Here is a 23,340-nt window from a genome sequence, read left to right as displayed (position 1 = left end):
CGAGCCCTCCAGGGCTGATGACGACAGCATCTACCACCCCAGCGCCGCCGAATCCGCCACGTTGCGAGCCCTCCAGGGCTGATGACGACCCGACGGTAAAGCCCCAGTCCAGGGACTTGCTCCTGGGTCGACTGGGGATGGGATCTGCGGCGGCCTGTCGGTGGTGCATTACCGCAGGTCAAGGATTCGGGGTGGCCTTGCTGCGCATCGCAGAGCGGGCGCATTCTGGTCGCTATGTGGGGATCAGAGGATGTCTCCTGGGCCGCCCAGGGTGACGCCGAGGGTTGTGGTGTCGATCATGTCGGCGGAGCGGGTGGTGTAGGTGACGATGCTGTCGTAGTCGGGGTCGATGGTGGCGCGCAGAGCGGTGGTCAGGGCGCGGTACTGGGCGGTGGAGAGTTCGCCTTGGAAGACGCTGCGTTGGGTCCAGTGGAGGTATTTGCGGCAGGTCTTCAGGACTCTAGGGTTGCGTTCGGCGGCGGTGTCGTAGACGAGGATGACGAAGATGGTGGGTCACCACCAGGGGTGGAAGGGTTTGTAGGGCGTGTCTTCGAGGCAGAGGCGGACGAGTTTGAGTGCTTCGAGGTGGATGAGTTCCTCGTAGCTGACTTTCCGCTTGAGGGTGCGGTGGTGGACGGTCGTTGACAGTTCTTCCCGCATGAGGGCGGCGATTTTCTTACGTCCGTTGTTGCTGAGGGAGGCTTTTCCGACGTCGGTTTCGAAGTCGGTTGGTTTGAGGGACTTTTGGTGGGCTGTGCGTTTGAGGAGCCGTTCCGCGAAGAGGGGTTTGAAGGGCTCGGCGAGGTCGAGGGCGAGGGTGTTGCGGCGTCGGTCGGTGTCGGAGTGAAGGAAGCCGATGGCCGGGTGGAGCGGGGTGCTGCGCAGGGCGGTCAGGACGCGGGCGTAGACCAGGGCGTTGAGGTAGCTGATGAAGGCGTTGCCGGCGTTGGTGGGGGGACGGCGGGTGCGGCCGTTGAGGCGGAGCCAGGCGGGAAGTTGAGTGTCGAGGACGGCCCAGGTGGTGCGGCGGAAGTTGCCTTCCTGACCCATGATCGCGTCACTGTCCTTGCAGTCGGGCAGCTCGGTGCGCAGGGACTGCAGGGCGGGGTCGAGGAGGTCGGTGTCCAGGGCCCAGCGGAGGTTTTCCGCTGTGGCGAGGACGAGGGCTCGACCGATGGCGGTGCGGCGGTCGGGGTCGGCGGTGATTTCGACCTGGCGGCGGATGACGGCGGCCGAGGCCATGGATTCGGCTGGGGTGAAGTGGCCGGCGTGGTTGCCGTAGTGGTCGAGGATGTGCAGGGTCACGCCGTTGCGGCTCAGCAGGGACATCGCCGAGGTGTTGAGGTCGACGTGGTCGAAGGCGATCAGGTCGCGGATGTCGGTGATGGGGATGCGGACCGGGCTGCCGTCGGGTCGTTCGACACGGATGCTGTTGTCTTCGCGGCGGATGCGGCACGGTTCGGTCAGCCAGTAGGTGCGGCCGGCGGCGGGCATCAGTCTCCCCAGCAGTAGTCGAGGTAGGAGCAGCCGCGGCAGCCGGTGCGGGCCAGTCGCGCGGGTGGTTCGGTCGCGGCGATGACGCTGCGGGCTTGGGTTTCGGCGTCTTCGGCGGCCATGCGGGCGTCGTCGTCCCAGGGGACGTCGGTGGTGCGGCGGATCAGCGGGTAGTGGACGGTGCCGCCTCGGACGGTGATGCCCCGGCGCTCCAGCAGCAGGCAGTAGTGGCGGACCTGGGCTGCGTGGGCGGGCGAGGACGCACGTGAGGATTTCGTCTCGTGGACGACGGCGCCGGTGGTGACCCAGTCGATCTTCGCTTCGCCCAGGTCGATGTCGCGTCGGCGGGTGAAGGTGGTGTCGGCTACCACTTGGCCGAAGGCCACCCGGTCGCTGCGGTGCTCGGGCCGGTAGCCGCGTGCGTAGAGCCAGAGCTGTCGTGGGCAGTGGACGAGGTACTTGATGTGGACGCCGCCGACCGCGGCGCCGTCGTCGGGCGGGAAGTCGTCGAGGCTGCTCACAGGATGGTCTCCCGCTCGGCCCGCGGTCGCAGGCCGAGTGTGCTGTCGTACTCGCCGTCGATCAGGCGCATCTGCAGGTTCCGGTCGAATTCGGGTTGGTACATGGCGAGTTGGCGGTATCGGAGGGGGATGAGGAGGCGGGCCGCGAGCAGGGGGTCACCGTTCTTCCCGCGAGTCAGCTTCCGGAATTCCTCGGCATCGTCGCGGTGCAGGACTTCCACGCTGTCGAACTTTTCGCTCAGTTCCCTCGCGAATTCGCTGCGGTCGTGGAAGGGATCGGTGAAGGTGAGGAAGTGCGCGGTGAACTCGTCACGGTGGCGGCGGGCTTCTTCCTCCCACCTTTTGCCCCACTCCGTCGCGTAGGCGTGGTCGAGTAGTTGGTCGATGTCCTGCTCGCTGAGGTCGGTGGCGCCTTGGTCGGTAAGGGTGGTGAGGGCCGACCAGGCGGCGTCCACCGCCCCTGCCTCGTACGGCAGGTGCCCTTCGGTGCGGTGGACGCGGAACTCGACGGGCCCCTCGGGGTGGAGTCCGCGCCGGTTGACGCGGCCGGCGCGCTGGGCGACGGCCTCGATGGGGGCGCTCTCGACGGCGCCGCGGTCGAAGTCGAGTTGGAGCGAGACCTCCACCGCCTGGGTGGCGACGACGAGACCGCCGCGCCGTGGGTTTTCGCCGGGCCGCCGCTCGGGGTGGCGCTTGAGGAGGAGCTTCTCGATGGCGTCCCGGTCGCCGTTCTTGAAGCGCGAGTGGAGGAGCAGGGCTGCATACGGGTCGCCGGGCAGCGCTGCGCGGGCGTCGTCGGCGAGTTGCTCGAACAGGCTCTGGGCGCCGGCGACCGTGTTGACCACGACGAGCACGCTGTGCCCCTCGCGCAGCCAGGACCTCAGCCGCTCGATGCTCGCCGCCGCGGTGACGGGGATCTCGTCGAGGACCAGGTGGTGCCGTACGGGGCTGGTCCCGTGGGGCGCTCGGTGAACGGTGACCGGATGTTCGACGCTGTCTTGGATGAGGCGGGTCATCACGCCGGCGAGGGTCGCGGAGAGTACGGCGAACCGGCTGCCGAGCTGTTCCCACAGCCGCATTGCCGCCAACAGCCTGCCGAAGGTGTCGGGCTCGTAGGCATGCAACTCGTCCAGGATGAACAGTGAGTTGGCCTGTTCGAGCAGGACGGAGGAGTACGCCGGTCCGGCGATGGCGCCGCTCAGCAGCTGGTGGGGCGTGGCCACCCGCAGCCGCTGGGTGAACAGGCGCATCGCACCGGCCTGTGCTCGGGCCTTGCGGGCCTGGGAGGCCGTCGGCTCGGCGTGCGGGGTGCCGGCGGCGCAGTCGTCGTCGAGGGCTTCGGTGAGCAGGGTCTGGGCGACCGTGCCGTGCAGCAGACCGATGTCGGCTCTCTTCTCGCCGGGGGCGGGGACGAGGTCGTCGGCGAGGCGGCGTCGGATCGCGTTCAGCGACGCCCGATACGGCAGGGTCCACACCACCCGCGGCAGACCGGGCATGGTGCGCAGCTGCCCGGCGGCCCAGGCGAGCCCGGCTTCGGTCTTACCGCTGCCGGTCGGTGCCGCGAGCACCAGATGGCCGCCGGTGCCTGCAGCCCGCTGCTGATGGGGATAGGGCTCATGGGGCAGTCGGGCGAGGTAGCCGGGTAGCAGTGGCATGTGCGTCTGGAGGCTCTCGTGCGCCGAACCGGAGTGGTCGGCGAGGGTGAGCGCGCCCTGCGCAAGGACGGCGAGCAGCCCCTGGTGCGGCTTGGCAGGGTGCCTCCAGAGGTCCAGGAGCTCTTCCAGCAGGTCCCGGGAGCGCTGCGCCAGGGACGGGGCTCCCAAGGCCGTCTTGGGTGGGTCGAGGGTGAGGAAGCCGGAGAGCCATCCCAGCAGTTCCCGGTGCAGGAACCGCGGGACCTGGACCACGGCCTGGTCCGGTGTGGCCCCGGGGGTGGTGCTGAACGCCTCCTCCCATGCGGTCTTCTGGTTGTACTGCAGGGCCAGGGCCGGCTTGCCGCCGCTGCCGGTGGAGGCGGCATGCAGGGGCCGGTGGTGGGTGGCCACCAGCGTCGCCACCATCACCCGGTCCTCATCACTCCAGCCGCCCGCGCCCGCGAGCAGGTCCACGTACGCGAGGGACAGCACTTCGTGCCGTTCGCCCCACGGGGTGCCGCCCGGTTCGACCTGCCGCTGAAACCCCTCGGCGATCTTGCCCGCGTCGTGGAGGAGGGCCGCCCGGCGGACACGGGACCAGAACGCGGGCTCGGTGCCCAGGATTCCCGCGCTCTGCATGCGGTCCTCGATCTGGGCGACCGCGGCATGAACGGTGCGGGAGTGTGTGGTCAGCCGCTCCCGGTCCGCGGCCGGCGTGGATTTCGCCCGGACGTCGTCCAGAGAACCTCGCCGTGGGACCGGGCCGGTCACGGAGCCAGCAGCCACAGCGCCCTCCCTCGTGCGCCGTCCGGACGCGTCCCGTCGTCGTACCCCGTGTCCTGGTAGGCGCCGCGCACGCAGTGGCGGCCGGCCGGCAGGTCGCACCACAGGTAGTCGGCCCAGCGGGTGCTCATCCGGTCGGTCGAGATCGACGCCGCCATGCGGTGGGCGATCGCGGACGGCACGTCGTGGCCCGAGACCGGCGCCAGCGCATGCCCGACGATCGCCTCCTCGATGGGCTCCAGCATCACCTGAGCACGCGCTTCGACGTGGACGAGGTCCTGCGACCGACCCAGGCGCAGTGCCCATCGCGGTCGCCTAAACGCCCGCGCGATGCGGTCGCCCTCCATACCCGGCAGCCACACCGTCAGGTGCACGCCCGTCAGGAAGGGGCGGTTGCGCAGCGTCGTACCGCCCTTGCCGGCACGCACCCGCCCCGACACGGCCGGGTTCAGGCCGGTGGCGTCGATGGGGTGATACGTCTCGGCGTCCACGCCGTGGCCCTCGGACCAGGCCGCCATCCCGAAAGCCAGGGACTCGCAGGGCGCGCCGGTGGCAGCGGCGAGCAGTCCCCGTACCGTCGAGGGGGGCGGCACCGGAAGGCCCCGGGTCAGGCCGGGGAAGAACGGATCTCGGAAGGAGGCCACGGGAGCGTAGAACTCAAGCCGCCAGGCGGGCAGCGGCTCGCCGCACGGTACCGTCACTGGACGGGATCCTCGAACCAGGCGTCCAGCGCCGTGGTCCGCATCTCGGCCGCCAGCCCGCGCAGGACCGCCCGCGGATGGTCGATGACGACGGTCTGCTCGGCGAGTTCCTGCGCGCATTCCTTCTCGAAGTCCTCGCGCAAGTCATCGCGGAACCCGGGACGCCAGCCGATGCGCACCGGGGCCTGCCACTCGCCCTCCCACGCGGCCAGCTCCTTGCGCAGCACGTCGCCGCGCACCCGCAAGCCCGTCGCCTCGTCGCCGTCGATCACGTGGGCGAGCGGGTTGATGCCCCCCTTGAAAAGGACCAGCACGATCAACGACGGGACGCGGTCGCCGTAGTGCAGTGCCTGCTTGGCTCCGCCGCTGAGGTGGGCCAGCGACTCCAAGAGCAGTGCGGCTCGTCGTTTGCGCTCCTCGATCGGCAGCCGCACCGCGGGCTGGTCCCGGAACGTCGTAGCGGTGGCACCGGAGGCCGCCGCTTCAGCGACCTGCAGTGCCTGCTCGCTGGTCAGGTAGTTCGGACGCCCGACGCCGTCGGTGTTCGGCAGTGTGAAGGTGCCGATCCTCGGCAGGTCCAGGAGAAACGGGGCCGCGAGGTCGGCGGTGTAGAACTCGTGGCCGTGCAGCACCGGTTCACTGACCCCTCTGGACATCACACCGAAGTCCTCAGTGGGGTAGACCGGCGCCACCGACATGAGCGTGCCCAGCATGAACGGACTGTCCCGCAGCGTGGTCGCGGAATCGTCCTTCTTCGCACCGGCCCGCATGTAGCCGAACAGGTCATCGTCGGCGTACCGGATCGGGTCGGCCGCGGTATTGGCCTTCTGCGCTTTGCCCTGGGCCTTGCCGACCCGCGTCACCGGCGAGGGGACTGACCCTTGCTCGACCATGCCGTCGCGGATCCACCGGCGCGCGGCTTGTGCGGAGACATACGGGTGCCGACGGCCGCGGACAGTTGCGTACTTCACCCGCGCTGTCGTCTCCTCGCTCCGGCCGTTGTTGGGGGCTCCCGCCTCCACCGCGATCAACATCCTGCCCGCCAGGTAAGCCATCAGGCACCTCCGAAGTGGTAGTCGTCGTCATCAACGGAGAGGACCGGCTGCTGCACGAGCTGCTCGACCCGCTCCTGTTCGCGGGGGTCCTCGGGCTGTTTGCCCACCTCGACGCCGCGTTGGTCCAAGAGCCGCAACACCTCCGCCGCGAGCAGCATCCGCTGCTCCCAGGCACGGGGCCGCTGTTGGACAAAGGGCCGCCACGCCTCGGCCCCGATCGCGGCTGGCCGGCCGTCGAGCTTCAGCCGGAAACTCGCCTGGTAGAGCAGGCGGCCCAGCTGGTAGCCGTTCTGCCCCGCGTTGCGGTACTCCGCGAGCCGGCCGCGAGGGCTGCCGCTTCCGTGCTCGATCCAGTCGGCGATCAGGTTCGCCACTCCACTCAGGTCCGGCTCCACGCCGTATACCTCTTTCTCGTAGCTGAAAGCAAGCCGGGTCAGAGCCGCACGGTCCTGGCTCTTCCAGCGATCCACGTCCCACAGCAGCTGATGCAGTTGTCCCAGCAGGGAACGGCCCCGGCCGTCCTCGGCCTCGAACAGCAGACGTGCCGCCTCCCCGGCCCCGCCGACGCTGACATGTCCGTCTTTGTCTAGCTGGGTGAGAGCGATCTCCAGCAGCCGCCAGCCACGCCGCAGGGGCGCGTTTCCGTCGACCGCCGCCAGGAACGCCGGCACCGCCCGACGGGTGCGGGTCACCCGCAGCCACGGATCCTGGTTGTCGTTCTTGAAGCTCCACAGCGTCGTGGCCGACAGCCCGTGCCCCATGGCACGCAGAGCACGAAGAGCGACGAGCTCCGGGCGGGCACCGGCACCGAGCCCCCCGGAGAAACCGGCCTGGACGATGCGCCGCGCCCGCCGCACGTTGGCCGCGACGAACTCCCGCTCGGCCTGCCAGCCCTCACCGGACAGCACCGTCGCCGAGCCGGCCGTGACCCATGCCCCGTACGGCAGCGCCCACATCGCGATCCGGCAGCCCCGGCACACCGGCCAGCCCCGGATGCCGGGCGGGAGCGTGTTCAGCGCCTTGTTGGTGTCGAACATAGGCAACTTCGATTTGGCCCACACCGCCTTGGCGGACGCGCCGCAGAACGTGCAGGGCATCGCCACTCCCCCGGCATCATCGGGCGCGAACATCGCCGCCATCTCACTTTTCAAGACCGCTAGGTCACGCGGACGTCCGGCGTGCGTCACCTTGGAGTTCGGGTACAGCGCGAACAGCACTTTCCACCAGTCGTAGCGCGCGTCGGTCTTCGCTGCCACAGCCGCTCGTGCGGCGTCGGCCCCGACGATCTCCGCGACGGCGTCCAGGTCATCGGCGGTCACGTGATCCGGGTGTTCCCGGCCGGCCATCACCGCCACCGCCCACGCCCCCGCGCACTGCAGCGGATGCCCCGTGGAGGTCAGCAGGCCCGTCCGCTCTCCGACGGCCACGCCCGAGTTCACCTGATCCATCCGAACCCCTGCACCGTGTCGAGGCCGAGCCCCCAGGACCACAGCGCTTCCACGAACCGGGGATCCGCCTCCAACGCCACGCGAACCTGCGCTCCGATGCGCGGCGCTCCCCGCACGGAGAACCGGCGCCTGGGCCCTGCCTCCAGCACCTTCAGACCCCGGGGTGCCGGCATCCCCAGCACGTCGGCCTTGTGGGCCAGGTTGTGCTCCATACGTTCGACGAAATGCTCGTCACCGGGTAGCAGGTCACGTCCCTCGTGCCGAATGACGACCGGCGTCGCCGTGGCCAGCTCCACCACGCCGTCGACGGCTGCCGGAGCGCCGAAGTCGACCGCGAATCCGCGCACCCGCAGGCGGGCCGCTCCCCACACGATCTCGGTGCGTGCCGCCAGCGCCGCCACCAGAGCGGACGCTATCTCCGGCACGGGAGAGCCGAACCACACCGACCCCTCGGGGGAGGTGGTGTACACCCCCTTCTTGTGCGGCGCACCCCTGAACTGCGGGCTCGTCACGCCGACCGGCTTCAGCGGGTGTCCCCGCCATCCCTCGTCGTGCAACGACTTCGCCAACGCAGGGTCATGCTCTCCGATCAACCCGTACACCACGCCCCGCGCCGGGCCGTGCACGTCCTCCCACCGCAGACTCGGCACATCCGCGGTGACATCCACCCTCACGCGCATCGCGACCTGCCACCACACGCCGGAGACGAAGCCGAAGACATGAAACGCCACTCAACTGTCATGCCAGACAGGCTAGTTGAGCGCTCAGAGTTTGATGGTGATTTCCTAATATTTGTCATGGAGTGAACCAATATGTGATAGATGACATGCTGTTCAGGGACGCGAAGACGCAGGTAGCGGCTAGGTGCAAGTTGGCGGCCACCCCTGACAACGGTCACGATTGTTTGACCTACCGTTGCTCGGCGCGCGCCGTCTCATAGCTTGCGCTCTCCGCCGGCCAGCGAACAAAGCGCTGTGACCTGTACAGATGCACTACCGCCGAGTCGCTGCAATCCCATCCTGAAGACCAGGGTCTGGCCCCAGACTGACCTGTGGCTTTACCCTCGGGTCGTCATCAGCCCTGGAGGGCTCGCAACGACGGCACAGCCGGTGTTGGAGCACCGGCCGTGCCTGGTCGTCATCAGCCCTGGAGGGCTCGCAACGCGAGGCTGTACGCCTTGCACGGCGCCAGCACCGGGGTCGTCATCAGCCCTGGAGGGCTCGCAACACGAGGAAGAGCTCCGCAACCAGATCTACGAGGCATGTCGTCATCAGCCCTGGAGGGCTCGCAACCGGCGCACGGGACGGTGGAGTGCAGCCAGCCGGGGTCGTCATCAGCCCTGGAGGGCTCGCAACCAGGAGGAGAGCAAGCGCAAGGAGGAGGCGGAGAACGCGTCGTCATCAGCCCTGGAGGGCTCGCAACCTGATGGGTGTCGGAGCGTACGGGCCGACCTGTGCCGTCGTCATCAGCCCTGGAGGGCTCGCAACGCGGCACCCGATGCACGCTGCCGATCCGCCACCGCGGGTCGTCATCAGCCCTGGAGGGCTCGCAACGCGAAAGGGCCGGCGGGTGCGCGCCGATTCATGGGCGTCGTCATCAGCCCTGGAGGGCTCGCAACGACGACGTAAGGCGACGCGCTCTAGTCGTCATCAGCCCTGGAGGGCTCGCAACGGGACGGCGACCACCTTTCGGAGCCCGCGCAGATCCGTCGTCATCAGCCCTGGAGGGCTCGCAACACAGCGGCGCCCCCGCACCGAAGATGGTCCTCACCTGTCGTCATCAGCCCTGGAGGGCTCGCAACAGGTGCCGCAGGCCCGCGGCGAGCTGACGGACCGCCGTCGTCATCAGCCCTGGAGGGCTCGCAACAGGAAATTCTCGGTCGCGCCGGACGTCCACGACTCGGTCGTCATCAGCCCTGGAGGGCTCGTAACTGGTGTACCGGGGGTCGCACATCCACCTGGAGGCGAGTCGTCATCAGCCCTGGAGGGCTCGCAACAGGTTGAGCTGCAGGCCGCGGGCGGCGGCGAGCACGTCGTCATCAGCCCTGGAGGGTTCGCAACGCATCCGTGACTCCAAGAACAAGAAGGGCCCGGCCCGTCGTCATCAGCCCTGGAGCGTTCGGAACGCCACCTGAATCCACGGCCCGTACAGCGCCGCGTAGCCGTCATCAGCCCTGGAGGGCTCGCAACGCGATGAACGGTAGCCATGCCAGGCCCGCCCCGTGGTCGTCGTCAGCCCTACGCCGGGAGCCAACTCGTCGCCCTGGCTTCTGGTTGGCTCCAGAGCCGGATGTGACACCCCGCGGAACATCTCCGCCCTAAGCCGCAAGCAGAGGCGCGCCAGTCCGAAGAGCCGGGCGCCTGGTGGGGCCGGAGCCAGTCCGTGGGTGTGCGTGCAGAGGCGCCGGTAAGGGACGGAGAGCCGGTCGCTGTGCAGGGCACTGTGGAACCGCGGGGCGACCGGCTTCCAGCCCTGAATGGCTGGCCTCCAACGGGGCCGGTTCGGCACAGTGGTGTCGTCGGGCTTGGTCAAGCTGCCACGGCTTTCGGCTCCGTACGGCGAGGCCGCCCCGGCTTGACCGGCGCGGGGCGGCCTTCTGCAGTTTCGGTCAGAGGTGGGCGAGGCGATTCGAGAGGTTGAGGGCGGCGGTCGCGACCGCGAGGGCGGCGCTCAAGCCGAGCACCTCGTGGATGGTCGGGCGGACCAGATTCGGCCAGGTGTCCGGGGCAGTCGGCCAGGAGGCGAGAAGCACCTCGGTGGTGGCGAGGCCCAGGTGGGCGGTGACGTCCCACCCTGCAATGGAGGTCGGCTCCCAGCACAGACGAATACGGCCGAGTGCGAGTCTCGGGCTTTCGGAGGCGAGCCAGGTGACGTCGAGCGGTCCGTCGGGCAGGGCGGAGACACGCTCGACCAGCGCGCCGCGTACGCCGTTCGGCATGGGGTGCGCGGCGAGGCCATGCAGCGGAAGTACTTGCGAAGGTCGCGATTGCGACGAGATGGGAGCCTCCGAAGTGTTGGAGCTGTTCAAGCCCAGGCGAGGGCGCGACTGACGGTGGTCGGGAGGTAGCCCCCTTGGCCGTCCTCGGGGATGAACGCCTTGCCATCCCGGACGACGATGTTGGTGCCCACGTAGTGGATGAAGGGGAAGTCAGGGTTGATGGCGAGGCGAATCGGGAGGTTGGGGTCGAGGTTCTGGAGCTGGCGGAGCAGGTGGCCGACGGTCAGGTAGTGGGGCACGGGAATCTCCGAGAGCAGTACGGGATGGCGGAGCTGGGGTGGTGGGGGTTAGAAACCCTTGAAGCGCTACAGGGCGGCAAAGAAGCTGGTGAAGTCGTCCAGCGTTCGCCGAACCCTCCGTTGGCCTGCGGTTTCTCCCAGCACCCGTACGTTGACATGCAGTGTGCCGAAGTGCGTAGTCCGTTCCCGGGAAGTGGCGTCTGCCGTGGGCGAACTGGCGGTCGTCAGCAGATGTCCGGCGGCCCGGGAATGGATCGGTGGACGCGGTTGTCGTAACCGGGTTGCGGCAAGGGGCCGCACAGGACCGAAGGGGGAGCCGGAGTGGCGGAGCCGACCGGACACGGGGACGGCGCGGGGCTGGAGCGCAAGATCCGGGCGGTCGGGCGGCCTTGGACGGTGGGCGACATCGCGATGGTCGCCGACGGCCAGTGGGCCGTCGGTACGCAGTCCGACGGGCGGCGGGACGAGGACGCCGTGGTGGAGGACCGGATCGCGAGGGGGCGTCGCGTTGAGATGACGCTGGAGGAGTTGGCCCGCGCGGTGGACACCCGCATCGCAGATGCTCACCGCGACGAGGACCTCGCCTGACCCGACCGCTCAGCGGTGCGGCCTCCGTCCGGCCCGGGCGGGCCGACAGCGGCCGAAGAAGCGGACTGTTCGGGCAACTGGCCCAGGGCACGTGGAGAGTGCCCGGAGCGGGCGACAGCGGCCTGGGCCAGCCGGACTGCCGGCGCTCGGTCCGCGGTCGCGGCGGCTTCACGCGCTTCGATCAAGTGGCCGATCGCCTGCCGAAACGTACGGCACTCGGCTTGGGCGACGCGAAGGTTCACCGCTGAGCTGGTGAGGCGTTCCAGGTCGTAGAAGGTCGGCACGTGACCGTGCCGGGTCAGGGCGTGCAGCCGGTCCTGGTGGACGGCCACCGCGTTGTCGGTGATGACCAGGCCGAGCGAAGGTGCAGGGCCGCCGCGCGCAGGAGCGGGTCGTCACCGGGGCGGCGGACCGCGAGGGACTCCAGAGCGTCGATCGGAAGGCCCCAGGCTTTCTCGATCACGGCGGTGGCCTGGTCAAGTGCGGTGGCATCGGGCATGGCGGAACCCCCGTACTCGGAGGTGCTGTTCGATCTGGGCGAGGTCCCGGAGGGGCCGGGCGGGAGTCAGCGGCTGCGGCGAGGAGCCGACGGGCTGAGCAGCGGCCTGGCCACGGCAGCCGGCACGGGGCTGCGTGCCCCGGTCCGTGTCGAAGTCGCGGTGCGACTGCGGGCGGCCATGACGCGGAGGTCGGCGGCAGTCCGCGGGGCGCGTGCGGCGCGGTGGACGGCCTGGGTGACAGCGGTGCGCCGCACGTCGAGCGGCGTCGGAGCGCGGGAGACCGAGGACTCGGCGGCCGGCGCAGCCGGAGCGACCGACGTCAGCGTGACCAGGTGCTCCATCCGCCGGTCGATCTGGTGCCGTTCACGGATCACCGGGGCCGAATCCGCCATGACGGCCGCGGTCGCGGCGACCAGATGGGACGGGGTGCGGGCGGTGAACACCGCCTCTGCCCGAGTGCCCCAGCCCGGTGGACCGGCCCACAAGGTGACGGTCTCGTCATCCGGGCCGTAGCTGCGCCTGTCGATTACGGCGCCGGCCTGGCCGTCGGGGGCGACGATCTCGACCGTGTCGGGCTTGGTGGGGACGCCGCGCTTCCAGCCGGCGTCCGTCAACGGCCGAACGGCGTCTGCCCAGTAGATCGACGGATTAGCCAGGAAGCGTCCGTTGCTGTCGTACGCGTCAGCCTTGGCGTAGTCGTGGGCCAGGGCGGTGGTGAGGCCGGCGACGATCTCGGCCGGGGTGACGTGGTTGAAGGTGGCCGTCCAGCGCGTTGCTGAGGCGGCCTCCGTGGCCGCGCTGATCTTCCACAGCTCGAAGTCATCGCCGAACCAGCCGACCCTGATCCGCTGGTCGGGCGAGGTGACGAGGAGCTGGCACGGCCCGTCGTCGAGGTAGTGGTGCGGCCAGTGGGCGACCGGTGCGAAGCCGGCGTCGCCGGTCCCGTTGGAACCCGCCAGGTACTTCGGACTGACCAGCACCTCTTCGTAGAGGTGCGGGGCATCAGGGGTGTGCATGTCGAAGCTCCGGGGCGTGGGGGGAGAACGCGCCCGCGTGCAACGGAACGGACTGCTGGACTGCACGCGGGCGCCGGTCAACGGGGAGAGGCGGCTGGCTCTCAGCGTCACGTCGGTCACCGACCCCGACCCGGGGCTGACTGGGCGGTCACGGCCGCCGGCACCCGCGGTTGCGGCTGCGGAGCATGGCTGAAGAGGGCGCTCGGGGCGGCAGGGCTCCGGCGCACAGCCGCCCCGGCCCGGAGCCCGCACGACGACAGCGGGATGCTCGTGTGGGTCCGAGTGGCCGTCGCGGCGGGTACCGGAGCCGACGAGCCCTTTGGCGTGTCGACGGGGTTGCTCCAGTGTGAGACGGCCGCGTAGACGGGGCCCAGCGCGTGCCCGGCATCGGTCAGGACGTAGGGGGCGCCGTGGCGCGGGCCTGTGCGGGTGACCAGGCCGTCGGTCTGAAGTCGGTTGAGTCGATACCGGGTGAAGCCGTTGTCCAGACCGGCCTCCTCGGCGATGTGGACGAACCGCGTGGGGCCGTCGGCGTCGAGGAGCTGGATCACGGCGGTCGAATGCCGAAGGTGCAGACGCCGCACGGCGTCCTCGACGCGTTCGGCTCCGGCCACCTTGCCGAGCGACAGGTTGGTCTGGGACCAGTCGGACAAGGCGCTGTATACCGGAGCAAGCGACTCGCCGAGTGCGCTGAGCTGGTACGGAGCCCCGTGGCTGTCGTCGGCGCGGGTGACCAGCCCGACAGCGTGCATCGTGGCCAGCCGCTTGCCGATGAGCTGCTCGCTGATGAAGGGGAGCCTGGCGGCGATCTCGTGCACACGCATTGGGCGGCTCTGCTGTGCCAGGGTCTGCACCGACCAGGTGGTCCACTTCGGTGCTATGAGGGACAGTGCGTCCTCGACGCGCTGAGCAACGACCGAGCCGATGGAAGCGGCAGAGGGCTGTACGGAGGTGGACATGGGGCGAACTCCGTTAGGGGGAAGGTTCTTCAGGAATGCGTTGAGACCGACGGGAGCTGGCGGCGTGCTCGGGGGCCGGGGTTCACTCGGCCGCCTCCATCCGGGCAAGCAGCGAACGCACAAGGGCGGGCAAGCTGTCCGGGCCGTCGCCGACCCAGACGTGCTCGGATGCAGCGTCGCGGACGTAGGTGGCGTCTTCGAGGAGGCCGCTGGAGATCTCCATGCAGGCGTCGGTGATCCGGGAGGCTGCGAGCAGCGACTCGGAGAGCACCTCGACGTAGTCGACCGGCGTGAGCCCGGCGGCCTCGGCGGCGGTACGGATCGCCGCCAACTCCAGTGCGCTGAAGGCGAAGTCGAAATCGCCTTCCTGCTCGGCACCGTCGGGTGCAGCGACGTCCGGGGCTCGGGGCTCTGTGGGGATGCCCGCGCGTGTGCAGATCTGGTCGATGGAGGTGGTCAGCTCGGCGAGGGACTCGGTGAGCCACCCCAGCGCGGCAGCGTAGGAGGCCAGGGTGAACAGGCTCGCCGGTGTGGTGGGGCGCGGCTCGTCGGCCACGAATGCTTCGAGCCGGTCGTTCAGCTCGCAGGCCACCCGGGGTCCGGCGGAGAGCGCACCCAGTACGGGGTGCAGGTAGGAGCGGTTGGCGGCCGTGGGGTACTCGGCGGTGAGGATTGCGGAGACGCTCTGCGCGGCGTCGGTGAGGAGGTCCGCCAGTTCGGTACGGGGCAGAGGGGTACGTTCGGGGGTCATCGCTGGGCGGCCTTTCGGGGGGCAGCGGCCGTGGGCTGGGCTGCTTCTGGAGGAGTTGCGGGGGTATTCGCCGACCGGTCGGCCGCGAGGGAAGAGCGGGACCGGGCGGCCTGCACCCGAGCCTCGGTGGCGGAGTTCGTCTCGGTGTCCTGCTGCCGGCCGGTGCGCAGGTGGGCAGAGCGGTAGACCGCGTAGTCCTGCCGGCTTCCGGCGGCAACGAGATAGATCTCGCGCTGGTGGTCCGAGGTCGGCGGTGCCGCGCGGAACTGGATGACCATCCGGTAGGAGACGGAGGGGTCGACGTAGACCTTGTGGAAACCTGCGAGCCGGCCCTTCAGCGGCAGGCAGTCGTCACTGCCGTGCACCAGGTTCTGCAGCTCCAGCAGCGCCAAGTCACGTATGTCGTGCGGAAGGTGTCGTAGGTCAGCGAGGGCATCGGGGTGCACGGCGAAGGCGAAGCGGGCGCGGCTCACATCGACCTCTCGGGGTTCGGCCGGTGTGTCGTTCCTGCCGGTGGCGTGCGGTGGGCGTCGACGCCGGCCTTCGGCATCGCGGAGGCGCCGCCCGAGCGGGCGAAGGCAGCACGGGTCCGGAGGGCGGTGGCCTCACCACGGAATTCCGGCGGACACGGCAGCTGGCTGCTGCGGTCGCCCAACCAGTGGCGGGCGGTGACCTCGTCGGCGAAGGCGCCCTCGCGCATCGTGTACGTGCGGGCATCGCGGTTCCCTTCTTCAAGGAAGACGCGAACCGGTACCTGATCGGCGTGGGAGTCGTGGGTCAACGTCCACGTCTCGCACAGGTCGATGTCCCAGGTCTGGCTGTCGAGGACCTCGTACCGAGAGCCTGACTCTCGAATCTGCTGTTCGACCTGGACAGTGAGGTTGTCGGCCGGCGTCATGAAGCCGTCGCCGACCCGGGCGATCCGCTCGGGCGGGCAGCCGTGTTCGATCAACCAGTTCTGGGCGAAGGGCACCGTGGCGTGATAGCTCGCCTCCACGGTGAAGGTGTTCAGGATGGGATCCCGCGAGACCTTGAACGCGGCTACCTGTGGCTTGCCGGGGATACCCCACGTGATCGACCCGTCGTGGGCGACGACATAACTGTGGGAGTCATCGGCAGTCGTGTGGTGTTCAGCCAGGACCATCAAGTCGCCGGACCAGAACCGCTGCTCGACGTACTCGGAGTCCGCGTTGGCGGCCACGAGATCGTCGAGATGAAAGTCGAGTACGTCGCTCATGCCGCCGGCCCCGTCTGCTCGGGCGTGGGGGTGGCCAGCACCCGATGGTTGGGACGCGTGGGGCTCGTCGTGCACGCGGCGAAGGGACCGTCGGGGGCGCGCAGGTGAACCAGGGCCTGGTCCAGGTGGTCGCGGTGCCAGGTCGAAGGACCGGACAGGCCGGCCTCCGTGTCGGTGAACTGCTGCCAGGCGAGCCAGAGGGCGTGCAGCCGGGCGACGGCCTCGGGGTGTTCGTGCCACTGCGCGCACCACGGACGATTCGTGCTGACCTCCCGGCCGTACACCGGGAGGAAGAGGTGGTTCACCCAGTCGGTGAGGGCGGCGAGTTCGACGGCGTACGCTTCCCCGCCCAGGGCGAGGATGAACACCGAGGCGGGGCCCTCTGCTTGCTCGGGCGGCGCCGCCTCGGCTGCCGGAGCGCCGTCCGTGGGCGGGCTGGCCGCGGGTACGGGATCGGGCTCGGAGCCGAGGCGGTCGAGGATGACGCCGTGCTGCCGGACCTCGGCCATGGTCTTGGCGAGGGTGCTGGCGAGGTCGTCGAGGTCCCCGTCGGGGACCCGGAACGGCTCAGGGCCGGGGGTGGTCGGGCTGGTGTCGGACATCGGGGCGTGCTCCATCTGTGAGACGGCGACATGCCCCAGAGGATGCGGAGAATCCGCGGTTTGGCCCGGCCGGAAAAATCCGGTAGTTGGGCGCTACACGGCCGTGCAGCGCGGGCACCGCGAGAAGGGCGGTGTCAACAACTGCACGGCTCGTGCGGCCTGTTGGGGAACGACACCGTTGCCGAGCGCGGTGAGCTGAGCCGGTCGTCCGAGGCCCGAGGTGGCGGTGACCCAGCCGTCATCGAGGCCCTGCATCCACTCGACGAAGTCGGCACGGAGCCGGCCGCCCGCGTCGGTGGGCTCGGGCGCGGGGCGGGTGAGCGTCTCCCATCGGGCGATGGCGGCTGCGTACGCTCCCCATCGCCGCCCTGCTCCACGGCTCCCGGAGCCGAGTCCGTCCAGAGCGGCAGGACCACCACCGGCAAGGGAGGGCGCCACCCCTTCCCGGAGCGGTGGGCCGCTGTGCCCGTGCCGCTGGCCCGTGGTGCGGGCAACAGCGATGCCGCTGCACTCGGCAGGGTCAAGTCCCCATTGTCGTGACGCTGGTTGGGCGACCCCTTGATCCCGTCCGACGCCTTCGGGGTCGGCAGCATCAGCCACTCGACCTCGTCGGCCAGGTTCGGCCCGTGGCCCCCGCTCTTCCGCTTGTCGGGGTGTTGTGAGCCGCCGTTCTTCGCGAGGTTGCTGGTCGGCGTCTTGAGTAGCGCGTTCGGCGGGCCAAGCGGCGAGGAAGGTCCGCTCGCGGCGGTGCGGTGCTCCGACGTCGGAGGCGCGAAGCACGAGCCACCGTGCGTCGTACCGGAGGTCGGCCAGGGAGCCGAGTACGGCACCGAGTGCCCGCAAAGGAGGCTGACCTGGGGCGTCTCCCAGACACCACGGACAGGGTTCCACGTCGCCAGGGGAGCCGGCGGGGGAGGTGAGGAGGCCGCGCACATTCTCGATCACAACCAGGCAGGGTCGGAGGGCTTCGATCGCACGGGCGACGTGCAGCCACAGCCCGGAGCGGGTCTGGGAGTTGAGTCCGGCCCGGCGGCCGGCGACCGAGACGTCTTTGACAGGGGAAGCCCGCCGTCAGGACGCACACCCGGGGGACGTCGGACCAGTCGACGGTCGTGATGTCGCCCAGGTTGGGCACCTGGGGCCAGTGCCGGGCCAGGATGCGCGAGGCGTCCGGATTGACCTCGGCGTGCCAGGCCAGCGTGCCGCCGAGGGCCGTCAGGACTCCCAGGTCCAGCCCGCCGTACCCCGAGCAGAGCGAGCCGATCAGCGGAGGGCGCGCGATGGTGGTTTCCATGTCACCGGCTCCGAGTGATCCGGTCCGGGGGAGCTGCCGCCGGGGTACTAGGGCAAGACGGGGTGGGCGGGGGAGCTGCGGTTGTGGACCGGCTGCGGGCGGCCTGGAGGCGCACGGAGGTCGGCGAGATCGTCGCCGACGCGGCGTGAAGGGAGTCGGCGGTGTCGCGCAGGGCTATGTCCGCCATGCCGAGTGCGTTTCCTATCACCAGTGTGGCCACTTCTCGTGCACCCCGGGCGTCGGGCTGGTCGCGGAGGTGCTCGGTCTGGTCCAGGAACGCGAGCTGATGGGCCGCTGCTCCGAGAGCGGATGCCGCACGGCCAGCAGGTTCCACAGCGTCGGCGAAACTGGTGATCACCTTTGCGTTGTGGGGGGCCTGGTTCTCTGCGTTGGCGCGGAAGAGGGCTTGGTCGCCCAGGGTGGTGATCAGCGTTCCGAGCTGGGAGATCTGGCGGGCGATGGCCACGGTGTCGGCGGAGCGGTGAGGGTCGCCGGGTACGGGAAGTTTGCCGCGCTGGGCGTCGAAGGCGGATGCGGTGGCGCGCAGAGCGCGGGCGTCGGCGGCGGGGGTGTTGTTCACGGTGAATCCCAATCAAGAGGACGAGCGAGGTGCAGGGGAGGGTTCAGCTGTGGCCGCGAGAAGGCGGTCGCACGGCGGCTGGGCTCGGCGCAACACCAGGCCGGGACACGGGCGGCGAGACCGGGCGCGGTGCGCTGCGGGCGCGGGCGGCGTGCACCCGCGCAGGGGGAGGCCCGTTCGGCGAAGGAGCCGGTGGCGTCGGAGGGGGGTGACCGTTCGCGGACTGCCAGCGGGTGCGCACTTCGTTGAGCGGACCGAGCGCGTGCAGGGCGTGGTTGATGAGCCGCCCGGGGGCCAGCGCCTCGTCCTCCGCCAGCGCTCGGATGGAACGGGCGGAGGCCGCCGCGGTGCGGGTGACGGAGGAGCGCAGCACCTGCTCGCCGAGCCATTCAGCGCTGCCAGGACCCACGCCGCCGCAGAGGGCGGCGAGCTGGTCGCTGGACAGCGTGCCGTCGGCCAGCAGGCCGCGTCGCTGCGCCTCCCAGAGCAGGGTGATCCGGTCGATGGGCTCGCCCCGGTGATGCAGTGCGTCGAGACACCGGTAGACCTCTCCGCGGGCGGGGTCGGCGAAGTCGTCCGGCCGCAGCCAGCCCACCACCTCGTCCATGCCCTTCGGCCGCTCGGCCAGAACGCCGAGAAGGACCCGCTCCTCCTCAGCGGCCTTTGCCCAACCGGGCGGCGGTGCGGCGGCCGAACCGGGAGCCGGCGGGGCGCCAGGGTCTACCGGGCGTGGTTCGGTTCCCCAGCGCCGAGCGAGATCGTTGAGCACGTCGCGCAGCACGTCCGCGCAGCGCAGTGCTCCCTCGACGTCTCCTTGCAGGGCGTCCGCGCGGGCAGCCTGGTGCAGGCGGATCGCGTGCGCGGTGATGCTGCGGTGGATCGCGCCCTCCAGCACCATCCGCCCGTACACGGGCGCATGGCCGGGGCGCGGACACGCCGAGGCCAGGCTGTGGGCGTACGACGCGCTCAGCCCTCGGACATGCAGGCCGGCCTCCGCCACCGCGTCGGTCACCCACGACAGCGGCACAGCACTCTCGGCCGTCGATGCCGGGTGGCGGTCGGCATGGAGCTTGCGCACCGCAGCGAACAGGGCCTGGTGCACGGGGCGGTGGAAATGCTCCGGGGTGAGCCAGCCGAGCTGTCGAAGCTGCCCGGGGTCGAGCAGGACCGCGCCGAGCACCGCCTGCTCGGCTTCCAGCAGCGGGCTCATCGCCGCCTCCCATCGGGACGGGGCGGAGGCTGGTCCTGCTGGACGAGGCGGCCGGCGACGGCGCGGTCGGCCGCCGCCATCGCGGTGGCGAAGCGGTTCAGCTGGCCGTCGAACACTGTATCCGTGACGGCGACGGAGCCGGACTCGGCGACCAGCCACCACCGGCCATCGCGCCGGACGGCCGGTGACCACGCTAGGTGCTCGGAGCGCGCCGGGGACGGGAGGGGGCCCGGCGAGGAGTCGATGGCATTCATGCCGCCTGCCCGAAGTCGTCACGGGTCTTGGCCTGGGCCCGCTTGGTGATGGCCCTCGTCGCGCGGACCGAGGCCGGCCCGATCACCTTGGCAGAGCGCTCCGTATACCAGGGCTTCAGGTCGAGCATGGCAACCCGGATGCCGGTGGCCAGCAGCAGTGCCTTGCCCTTGGGGAGGGCACGGATCACATCGGGCGGCAGAATCCGCTCGGTACGCATGCTCACCGTCGTGGACTTGCCGCCCTCGCTCATCGACACCGACGTGGTCTGGACGTCGTGGTCACCGCCCTGTCGGCTGATGCGGTCGGCGAAGTCGGCGTCATCGACACCGGAACCGACGATCTTGATGGTGGCGGCGGACCACAGCGCGTCCATCCCGGCATCGCCCCAGCACCGCTGCCCCTGACGGTAGGACTGCAGGATCGTCATCGGGATCACACCCCGGGAGCCCAAGTGGCTGTACAAGTCCGGGAGATCGGAGATCTTGCACACGTTGGCGGCTTCGTCGAGGACGCACAGGGCGGGCGGGTCGAGCCGTCCGCCGCAGCGCTCGGCGACGACCACTGCGGCACGCATCACGGCATCGGCCGCAGCGGCGATGATCGCGCTCGCACTGCCGCCGCCGTCCTTGCTCAGCAGGTACAGCGTGTCGCGGGAGGTGCCGAAGCGGGCGGGCTTGAACTCGGGCAGCTCCGGGCTGGGGGTGACCCAGGAGGCGACCTCCGGGTCGAGCAGGCAGCTCGCGTACTGCCGCGCGGTCTCGTAGATCCCGTCGCGGGTTTCGGTCGCGCCGGAGACGGTTCCCTGGAGCTGGGCGGCGACCGCTTCGTGGCCGGCCTCGGTGAGCAGGTCCACCGGGGTGCGGTCGGCGGGCGAGGCGAGCCAGGCCGAGACGTCGGTGATCGGCCGCCGGTGGCTGGCGGCAGCCAGGAACAGCGCGCCGAGGGTGTTGCTCGCCGCGGTGGACCAGAAGTCGGTGCCGTGCGACTCGTCCACGCTCGCCGTGGCGAAGTGTCCGGCCAGCCGCTTCGCCCCGGCCAGGTCGCGGGCGTCGGCCAGGATGTCCCACCACATCTCGCGCGGGTGATGGGCGATCTGCTGGGGGTCGAGGGCCCAGATCGTGCCGGCCTCGGCGCGCGCGTCCACCGTCGCGGTGAAGGCATCGTTGGCCGCCTTGTTGCTGGTGAGCAGGACCGGTCCGGGCGCCGCGAGGATCGCGGGGATGGCCAGGGTGGAGGTCTTGCCGCTTCGCGGTGCCATGATCGCGACGATCACGTCCTCCCAGGACGCGCGGACCGTGGCCCGCCCCCGGGAGAGGGTGCCGAGCAGGACGCCGCGGTCAGCAGGGGCGACCTCTTTTACATCCGGGCCGCTGAGGGACGGTCGCAGGCTCCGGGCCTTGGCGGTGATCTGTTTGTCCAGCAGCGGTGCGAGGTCGCGCTTCCCGGCGAGGCCCTTCTGCGCGCCGCCACGCAGCCGCACCCACAGCACCAGGCCGAGGACGGCGAGGCAGACGGACAGCAGGCCAGGGATGATCCGTGAGCCGACCAGCAGGGCTGTCGGGCCCAGGTGCGGCCACAGCGACTCCGGGCGGAGCAGCGCGTCGGTGACCGCAAACGAGGTCCAAGGGCCGCTGCCGAGAGCGAAGTTGATGACATTGCCGGCTAGCCACGCGAGCGAGCCGAAGGTGAACGCGAGGCCGAGTATGGCGAAGAGGAGGTAGAGGAGCGCGTCCGACCCGGTGGTGGTCGAGGGCGCGCTGGTACGCGGTGCGGGCATGAGCGTGGTTCCTGAAAGTCAGCGCAGGCGATGAACGGGGGCAGGGAGCGCGGCGCTCTTCTGGAGGTCATCGAGACGGTTCCTCTCCGGGAAGCAGTCGGCGGCCGGGACTATCGGGCGCGGGGGGCGCGGGAAGGCAGAGTGCTCGCCCGCCCCTCCGTGGTACTGGCCGTGGACGGCGTCCGTTGGGCTGCGGCCTGCGGCGACGAGGTACGGGCAGCGCGCTGCCGGTCTGCTTCCGGATTCCGGCCGGTGGGTGGCGCACCGGCACCGAGGACGTCGTCGAGCAGCTCCCGGGTCCGCAGGACGTTGTCCATCTCGTGGAACCGGGGGTCGGTGCGCTCGGCAGGACACGCGGCGATCCCGTCCACCGCGACCTCCAACTGCTCCTGAACTTCGCGGAGCATGCCGCGAGCGGCGGCCAGCCGGGTCCAGGTCTCGGCAGTCGGGTTGTGGTGTGGGTCGTCGAACGTCAGACGGACGCGGGTCCAGTGGGCGGCAGCGGCGACGAGTTCGGTCAGCTCAGGCAAAGCCCCGGCCAGCGCGCCGTTGACCTCCTCGATGATCCCGGCCACTTCGTCGGGTGTGGCGTCCTCGGTAAGGCGGGCGATCGTCCCGCGGACGGAGTACGGGTCGGCGGAAGGACCGGGCAGGTGCCGCACCTGCAACGGCTTGTCGGAGCTGGGTGCCACGCTGCGGTGGGCGAGCCGGATGTTGTGCTGCATCGCGGCGCCGACGGCCTCGCCGATGCTGGAGTAGTACTCGGGCACGCTTCCTCCTCGGTGGTGGACCTGGACGGTCGAGCCGGGTGGGAGCACGCGGCAGGCCGACGGTTGGCGCTGACGAAGATGACCTGGGTCACCGTCGGGGGCCCGAGGCGCGCGGCGGGTGTACGGCCGCGTTGGACGGCGGCGTTTCGGAGCCGGGCGTCGAGGAGATCTTGGCCTTGGCAGCTGCGGGCGACGTGGCCAGTGCAGCGCCCTGATGGTCGGGCAGCTCCGAGGACCGCGTCCGCGCCTCGGCCTGGTCCTGCGATGCGGTGCCTACCCGGCGTAGCTTGGCCTCGGAGCCGACGAGTTCGGACTGCGCGCCCCTGACGTACTCGGAGGCGTAGTCGAACCGGTAAGCGAGATCGTATGCCTCGTAGTCGAGGTCGTGGATCTGCTCGCCCGCCGCCTCCAGCGCCTCCCGGACGCGCTCCAGGGCACCGTGCTCGGGGTGAAGGAGAGGGTCGACCGCCCCTGAAGGTCTGCCCCGTTCTCGGCCGCCCTGATCTGGTCCGTGATCCGGAGGAGTTCCGCTGCGGCGGCATAGGACCCGAGGGCAGGCACTGGGGGGCTCATCCGAGCCGTGTCCAGGGAGGGCGGGAGGTCGACGTCGTAGTGGGCGGCGCGGAGCATTTCGGCCGCGTGGGTGGCGATGGTGACCTTGTCGGCGAGCGGGGTGGTGATGGGAAGGCGATGGCGTCGGCCGTGCCAGTCCGAGATCTGCTGGAAGCCGGCGTGCTTGAGGAGACTGGCGGAGAGGTCGTCGTTGGCACCCTTTGCCACGACGCTGCCGCTGAACTCGTGGGTGATGGTGATCGGAGGGACAGGCACGTTGGTCTCCTGGGCGTGGAGTTTCGGGCATGGATCGGTGAGCTGGCCCATCTCGCCAGAGAGGACAAGGGAGGGGCGAACAGAACCCGGGGGACCGGGC

The 23,340-nt window shown here is 70.2% G+C and carries 25 protein-coding genes, 2 pseudogenes and 1 CRISPR repeat array; of the genes and pseudogenes, 1 reads left to right on the top strand and 26 read right to left on the bottom strand.

All coding sequences use genetic code 11. The features are described 5' to 3' along the window. Nucleotides 1-243: 243 nt before the first annotated feature. The 10 genes from ACQP17_RS07080 to ACQP17_RS07035 all read right to left on the bottom strand — a co-directional run bounded on the left by ACQP17_RS07080 (nucleotide 244) and on the right by ACQP17_RS07035 (nucleotide 10,873). The gene (locus ACQP17_RS07080; RefSeq protein WP_433859842.1) at nucleotides 244-498 is read right to left on the bottom strand and encodes a CRISPR-associated endonuclease Cas2; all 255 of its coding nucleotides are present in this window, start codon (nucleotides 496-498) and stop codon (nucleotides 244-246) included. A 15-nt stretch (nucleotides 499-513) separates the two neighbouring features. Further along, complete coding sequence (cas1b, locus tag ACQP17_RS07075) at nucleotides 514-1,494, bottom strand: type I-B CRISPR-associated endonuclease Cas1b (RefSeq protein ID WP_433855485.1); 981 nt, start codon at nucleotides 1,492-1,494, stop codon at nucleotides 514-516. After that, nucleotides 1,494-2,015: a CRISPR-associated protein Cas4 gene (locus tag ACQP17_RS07070; RefSeq protein WP_433855484.1), complete on the bottom strand. Its 522-nt coding sequence runs from the start codon at nucleotides 2,013-2,015 to the stop codon at nucleotides 1,494-1,496. Before ACQP17_RS07070 ends, cas1b begins: the two co-directional genes overlap by 1 nt. Then, nucleotides 2,012-4,435, bottom strand: coding sequence for a CRISPR-associated helicase Cas3' (gene cas3 / locus ACQP17_RS07065; RefSeq protein WP_433855483.1), 2,424 nt, complete (start codon nucleotides 4,433-4,435; stop codon nucleotides 2,012-2,014). The genes ACQP17_RS07070 and cas3 overlap by 4 nt, the downstream gene beginning before the upstream one ends. Continuing rightward, a complete protein-coding gene (cas5, locus tag ACQP17_RS07060) occupies nucleotides 4,417-5,133 on the bottom strand; it encodes a CRISPR-associated protein Cas5 (RefSeq protein ID WP_433855482.1) in 717 nt (238 codons plus the stop codon). Before cas5 ends, cas3 begins: the two co-directional genes overlap by 19 nt. Then, complete coding sequence (gene cas7i / locus ACQP17_RS07055) at nucleotides 5,130-6,188, bottom strand: type I-B CRISPR-associated protein Cas7/Cst2/DevR (protein ID WP_433855481.1); 1,059 nt, start codon at nucleotides 6,186-6,188, stop codon at nucleotides 5,130-5,132. Before cas7i ends, cas5 begins: the two co-directional genes overlap by 4 nt. Next, nucleotides 6,188-7,636, bottom strand: a complete 1,449-nt coding sequence (locus ACQP17_RS07050) for a hypothetical protein (RefSeq protein WP_433855480.1) — start codon at nucleotides 7,634-7,636, stop codon at nucleotides 6,188-6,190. Before ACQP17_RS07050 ends, cas7i begins: the two co-directional genes overlap by 1 nt. After that, nucleotides 7,624-8,367 (bottom strand): CRISPR-associated endoribonuclease Cas6, encoded by a 744-nt coding sequence (gene cas6 / locus ACQP17_RS07045; RefSeq protein ID WP_433855479.1) that lies wholly within the window; start codon nucleotides 8,365-8,367, stop codon nucleotides 7,624-7,626. Before cas6 ends, ACQP17_RS07050 begins: the two co-directional genes overlap by 13 nt. A 336-nt stretch (nucleotides 8,368-8,703) precedes the next feature. Beyond that, a CRISPR array of direct repeats spans nucleotides 8,704-9,821; the repeat unit is 25 nt; unit sequence GTCGTCATCAGCCCTGGAGGGCTCG. A gap of 423 nt (nucleotides 9,822-10,244) precedes the next feature. Beyond that, nucleotides 10,245-10,574: an esterase gene (locus ACQP17_RS07040; protein WP_433855478.1), complete on the bottom strand. Its 330-nt coding sequence runs from the start codon at nucleotides 10,572-10,574 to the stop codon at nucleotides 10,245-10,247. An 86-nt stretch (nucleotides 10,575-10,660) separates the two neighbouring features. Then, entirely contained in the window at nucleotides 10,661-10,873 is a 213-nt protein-coding gene (locus tag ACQP17_RS07035) for a hypothetical protein (protein ID WP_433855477.1), read from the bottom strand. A gap of 321 nt (nucleotides 10,874-11,194) precedes the next feature. Here ACQP17_RS07035 and ACQP17_RS07030 point away from each other — a divergent pair, with 321 nt between their 5' ends. Beyond that, nucleotides 11,195-11,461, top strand: a complete 267-nt coding sequence (locus ACQP17_RS07030; protein ID WP_433855476.1) for a hypothetical protein — start codon at nucleotides 11,195-11,197, stop codon at nucleotides 11,459-11,461. A 298-nt stretch (nucleotides 11,462-11,759) separates the two neighbouring features. On the opposite strand, the gene ACQP17_RS07025 is transcribed toward ACQP17_RS07030, so the two are convergent. The 16 genes and pseudogenes from ACQP17_RS07025 to ACQP17_RS06950 all read right to left on the bottom strand — a co-directional run bounded on the left by ACQP17_RS07025 (nucleotide 11,760) and on the right by ACQP17_RS06950 (nucleotide 23,291). Beyond that, complete coding sequence (locus ACQP17_RS07025; RefSeq protein WP_433855475.1) at nucleotides 11,760-11,960, bottom strand: hypothetical protein; 201 nt, start codon at nucleotides 11,958-11,960, stop codon at nucleotides 11,760-11,762. Nucleotides 11,961-12,026: 66 nt separating this feature from the next. Then, nucleotides 12,027-12,977 (bottom strand): DUF317 domain-containing protein, encoded by a 951-nt coding sequence (locus ACQP17_RS07020; RefSeq protein WP_433855474.1) that lies wholly within the window; start codon nucleotides 12,975-12,977, stop codon nucleotides 12,027-12,029. Between the two features lie 116 nt (nucleotides 12,978-13,093). After that, the gene (locus ACQP17_RS07015) at nucleotides 13,094-13,936 is read right to left on the bottom strand and encodes a winged helix-turn-helix transcriptional regulator (protein WP_433855473.1); all 843 of its coding nucleotides are present in this window, start codon (nucleotides 13,934-13,936) and stop codon (nucleotides 13,094-13,096) included. Between the two features lie 82 nt (nucleotides 13,937-14,018). After that, on the bottom strand, nucleotides 14,019-14,687 hold the full coding sequence (locus ACQP17_RS07010; RefSeq protein WP_433855472.1) for a hypothetical protein: 669 nt from the start codon (nucleotides 14,685-14,687) through the stop codon (nucleotides 14,019-14,021). Beyond that, nucleotides 14,684-15,160, bottom strand: coding sequence for a hypothetical protein (locus ACQP17_RS07005; RefSeq protein WP_433855471.1), 477 nt, complete (start codon nucleotides 15,158-15,160; stop codon nucleotides 14,684-14,686). Before ACQP17_RS07005 ends, ACQP17_RS07010 begins: the two co-directional genes overlap by 4 nt. Continuing rightward, complete coding sequence (locus ACQP17_RS07000) at nucleotides 15,157-15,924, bottom strand: glycosyl hydrolase (protein WP_433855470.1); 768 nt, start codon at nucleotides 15,922-15,924, stop codon at nucleotides 15,157-15,159. Before ACQP17_RS07000 ends, ACQP17_RS07005 begins: the two co-directional genes overlap by 4 nt. Beyond that, the gene (locus ACQP17_RS06995; protein WP_433855469.1) at nucleotides 15,921-16,526 is read right to left on the bottom strand and encodes a DUF4913 domain-containing protein; all 606 of its coding nucleotides are present in this window, start codon (nucleotides 16,524-16,526) and stop codon (nucleotides 15,921-15,923) included. The genes ACQP17_RS07000 and ACQP17_RS06995 overlap by 4 nt, the downstream gene beginning before the upstream one ends. Before the next feature lie 93 nt (nucleotides 16,527-16,619). Next, nucleotides 16,620-16,964, bottom strand: coding sequence for a hypothetical protein (locus ACQP17_RS06990; protein ID WP_433855468.1), 345 nt, complete (start codon nucleotides 16,962-16,964; stop codon nucleotides 16,620-16,622). 270 nt (nucleotides 16,965-17,234) lie between these two features. Continuing rightward, nucleotides 17,235-17,525 (bottom strand): annotated as a pseudogene (locus tag ACQP17_RS06985) (DNA cytosine methyltransferase); the annotation flags it as partial. A gap of 121 nt (nucleotides 17,526-17,646) precedes the next feature. Next, nucleotides 17,647-17,820: pseudogene (locus tag ACQP17_RS06980) on the bottom strand (DNA cytosine methyltransferase); the annotation flags it as partial. Nucleotide 17,821: 1 nt separating this feature from the next. Beyond that, a complete protein-coding gene (locus ACQP17_RS06975; RefSeq protein WP_433855467.1) occupies nucleotides 17,822-18,400 on the bottom strand; it encodes a hypothetical protein in 579 nt (192 codons plus the stop codon). 43 nt (nucleotides 18,401-18,443) lie between these two features. After that, on the bottom strand, nucleotides 18,444-19,610 hold the full coding sequence (locus tag ACQP17_RS06970; protein WP_433855466.1) for a DnaB-like helicase N-terminal domain-containing protein: 1,167 nt from the start codon (nucleotides 19,608-19,610) through the stop codon (nucleotides 18,444-18,446). Then, nucleotides 19,607-19,864 (bottom strand): hypothetical protein, encoded by a 258-nt coding sequence (locus tag ACQP17_RS06965; RefSeq protein WP_433855465.1) that lies wholly within the window; start codon nucleotides 19,862-19,864, stop codon nucleotides 19,607-19,609. Before ACQP17_RS06965 ends, ACQP17_RS06970 begins: the two co-directional genes overlap by 4 nt. Beyond that, nucleotides 19,861-21,642, bottom strand: coding sequence for a type IV secretory system conjugative DNA transfer family protein (locus ACQP17_RS06960; RefSeq protein ID WP_433855464.1), 1,782 nt, complete (start codon nucleotides 21,640-21,642; stop codon nucleotides 19,861-19,863). The genes ACQP17_RS06965 and ACQP17_RS06960 overlap by 4 nt, the downstream gene beginning before the upstream one ends. 110 nt (nucleotides 21,643-21,752) lie before the next feature. Beyond that, nucleotides 21,753-22,412: a hypothetical protein gene (locus tag ACQP17_RS06955; RefSeq protein WP_433855463.1), complete on the bottom strand. Its 660-nt coding sequence runs from the start codon at nucleotides 22,410-22,412 to the stop codon at nucleotides 21,753-21,755. A gap of 273 nt (nucleotides 22,413-22,685) precedes the next feature. Further along, a complete protein-coding gene (locus ACQP17_RS06950) occupies nucleotides 22,686-23,291 on the bottom strand; it encodes a hypothetical protein (protein ID WP_433855462.1) in 606 nt (201 codons plus the stop codon). Nucleotides 23,292-23,340: the final 49 nt, after the last annotated feature.

The organism is Streptomyces kronopolitis, assembly GCF_050953795.1.
Lineage (GTDB): Bacteria > Actinomycetota > Actinomycetes > Streptomycetales > Streptomycetaceae > Streptomyces > Streptomyces kronopolitis_A.
The sequence above is the reverse complement of the archived record's forward strand: the minus strand, read 5'-3'. Positions and strand labels throughout refer to the sequence as shown.

Coding starts and splice junctions, on each gene's coding strand:
- cas7i (WP_433855481.1), bottom strand. CDS start 6,188: ATGGCTTACCTGGCGGGCAGGATGTTGATCGCGGTGGAGGCGGGAGCC.
- ACQP17_RS06950 (WP_433855462.1), bottom strand. CDS start 23,291: ATGGGCCAGCTCACCGATCCATGCCCGAAACTCCACGCCCAGGAGACC.
- ACQP17_RS07050 (WP_433855480.1), bottom strand. CDS start 7,636: ATGGATCAGGTGAACTCGGGCGTGGCCGTCGGAGAGCGGACGGGCCTG.
- ACQP17_RS06965 (WP_433855465.1), bottom strand. CDS start 19,864: ATGAATGCCATCGACTCCTCGCCGGGCCCCCTCCCGTCCCCGGCGCGC.
- ACQP17_RS07000 (WP_433855470.1), bottom strand. CDS start 15,924: ATGAGCGACGTACTCGACTTTCATCTCGACGATCTCGTGGCCGCCAAC.
- ACQP17_RS06960 (WP_433855464.1), bottom strand. CDS start 21,642: ATGCCCGCACCGCGTACCAGCGCGCCCTCGACCACCACCGGGTCGGAC.
- ACQP17_RS07025 (WP_433855475.1), bottom strand. CDS start 11,960: ATGCCCGATGCCACCGCACTTGACCAGGCCACCGCCGTGATCGAGAAA.
- ACQP17_RS07015 (WP_433855473.1), bottom strand. CDS start 13,936: ATGTCCACCTCCGTACAGCCCTCTGCCGCTTCCATCGGCTCGGTCGTT.
- ACQP17_RS06970 (WP_433855466.1), bottom strand. CDS start 19,610: ATGAGCCCGCTGCTGGAAGCCGAGCAGGCGGTGCTCGGCGCGGTCCTG.
- ACQP17_RS06995 (WP_433855469.1), bottom strand. CDS start 16,526: ATGTCCGACACCAGCCCGACCACCCCCGGCCCTGAGCCGTTCCGGGTC.
- cas1b (WP_433855485.1), bottom strand. CDS start 1,494: ATGCCCGCCGCCGGCCGCACCTACTGGCTGACCGAACCGTGCCGCATC.
- ACQP17_RS07040 (WP_433855478.1), bottom strand. CDS start 10,574: ATGCCGAACGGCGTACGCGGCGCGCTGGTCGAGCGTGTCTCCGCCCTG.
- ACQP17_RS07020 (WP_433855474.1), bottom strand. CDS start 12,977: ATGCACACCCCTGATGCCCCGCACCTCTACGAAGAGGTGCTGGTCAGT.
- ACQP17_RS07010 (WP_433855472.1), bottom strand. CDS start 14,687: ATGACCCCCGAACGTACCCCTCTGCCCCGTACCGAACTGGCGGACCTC.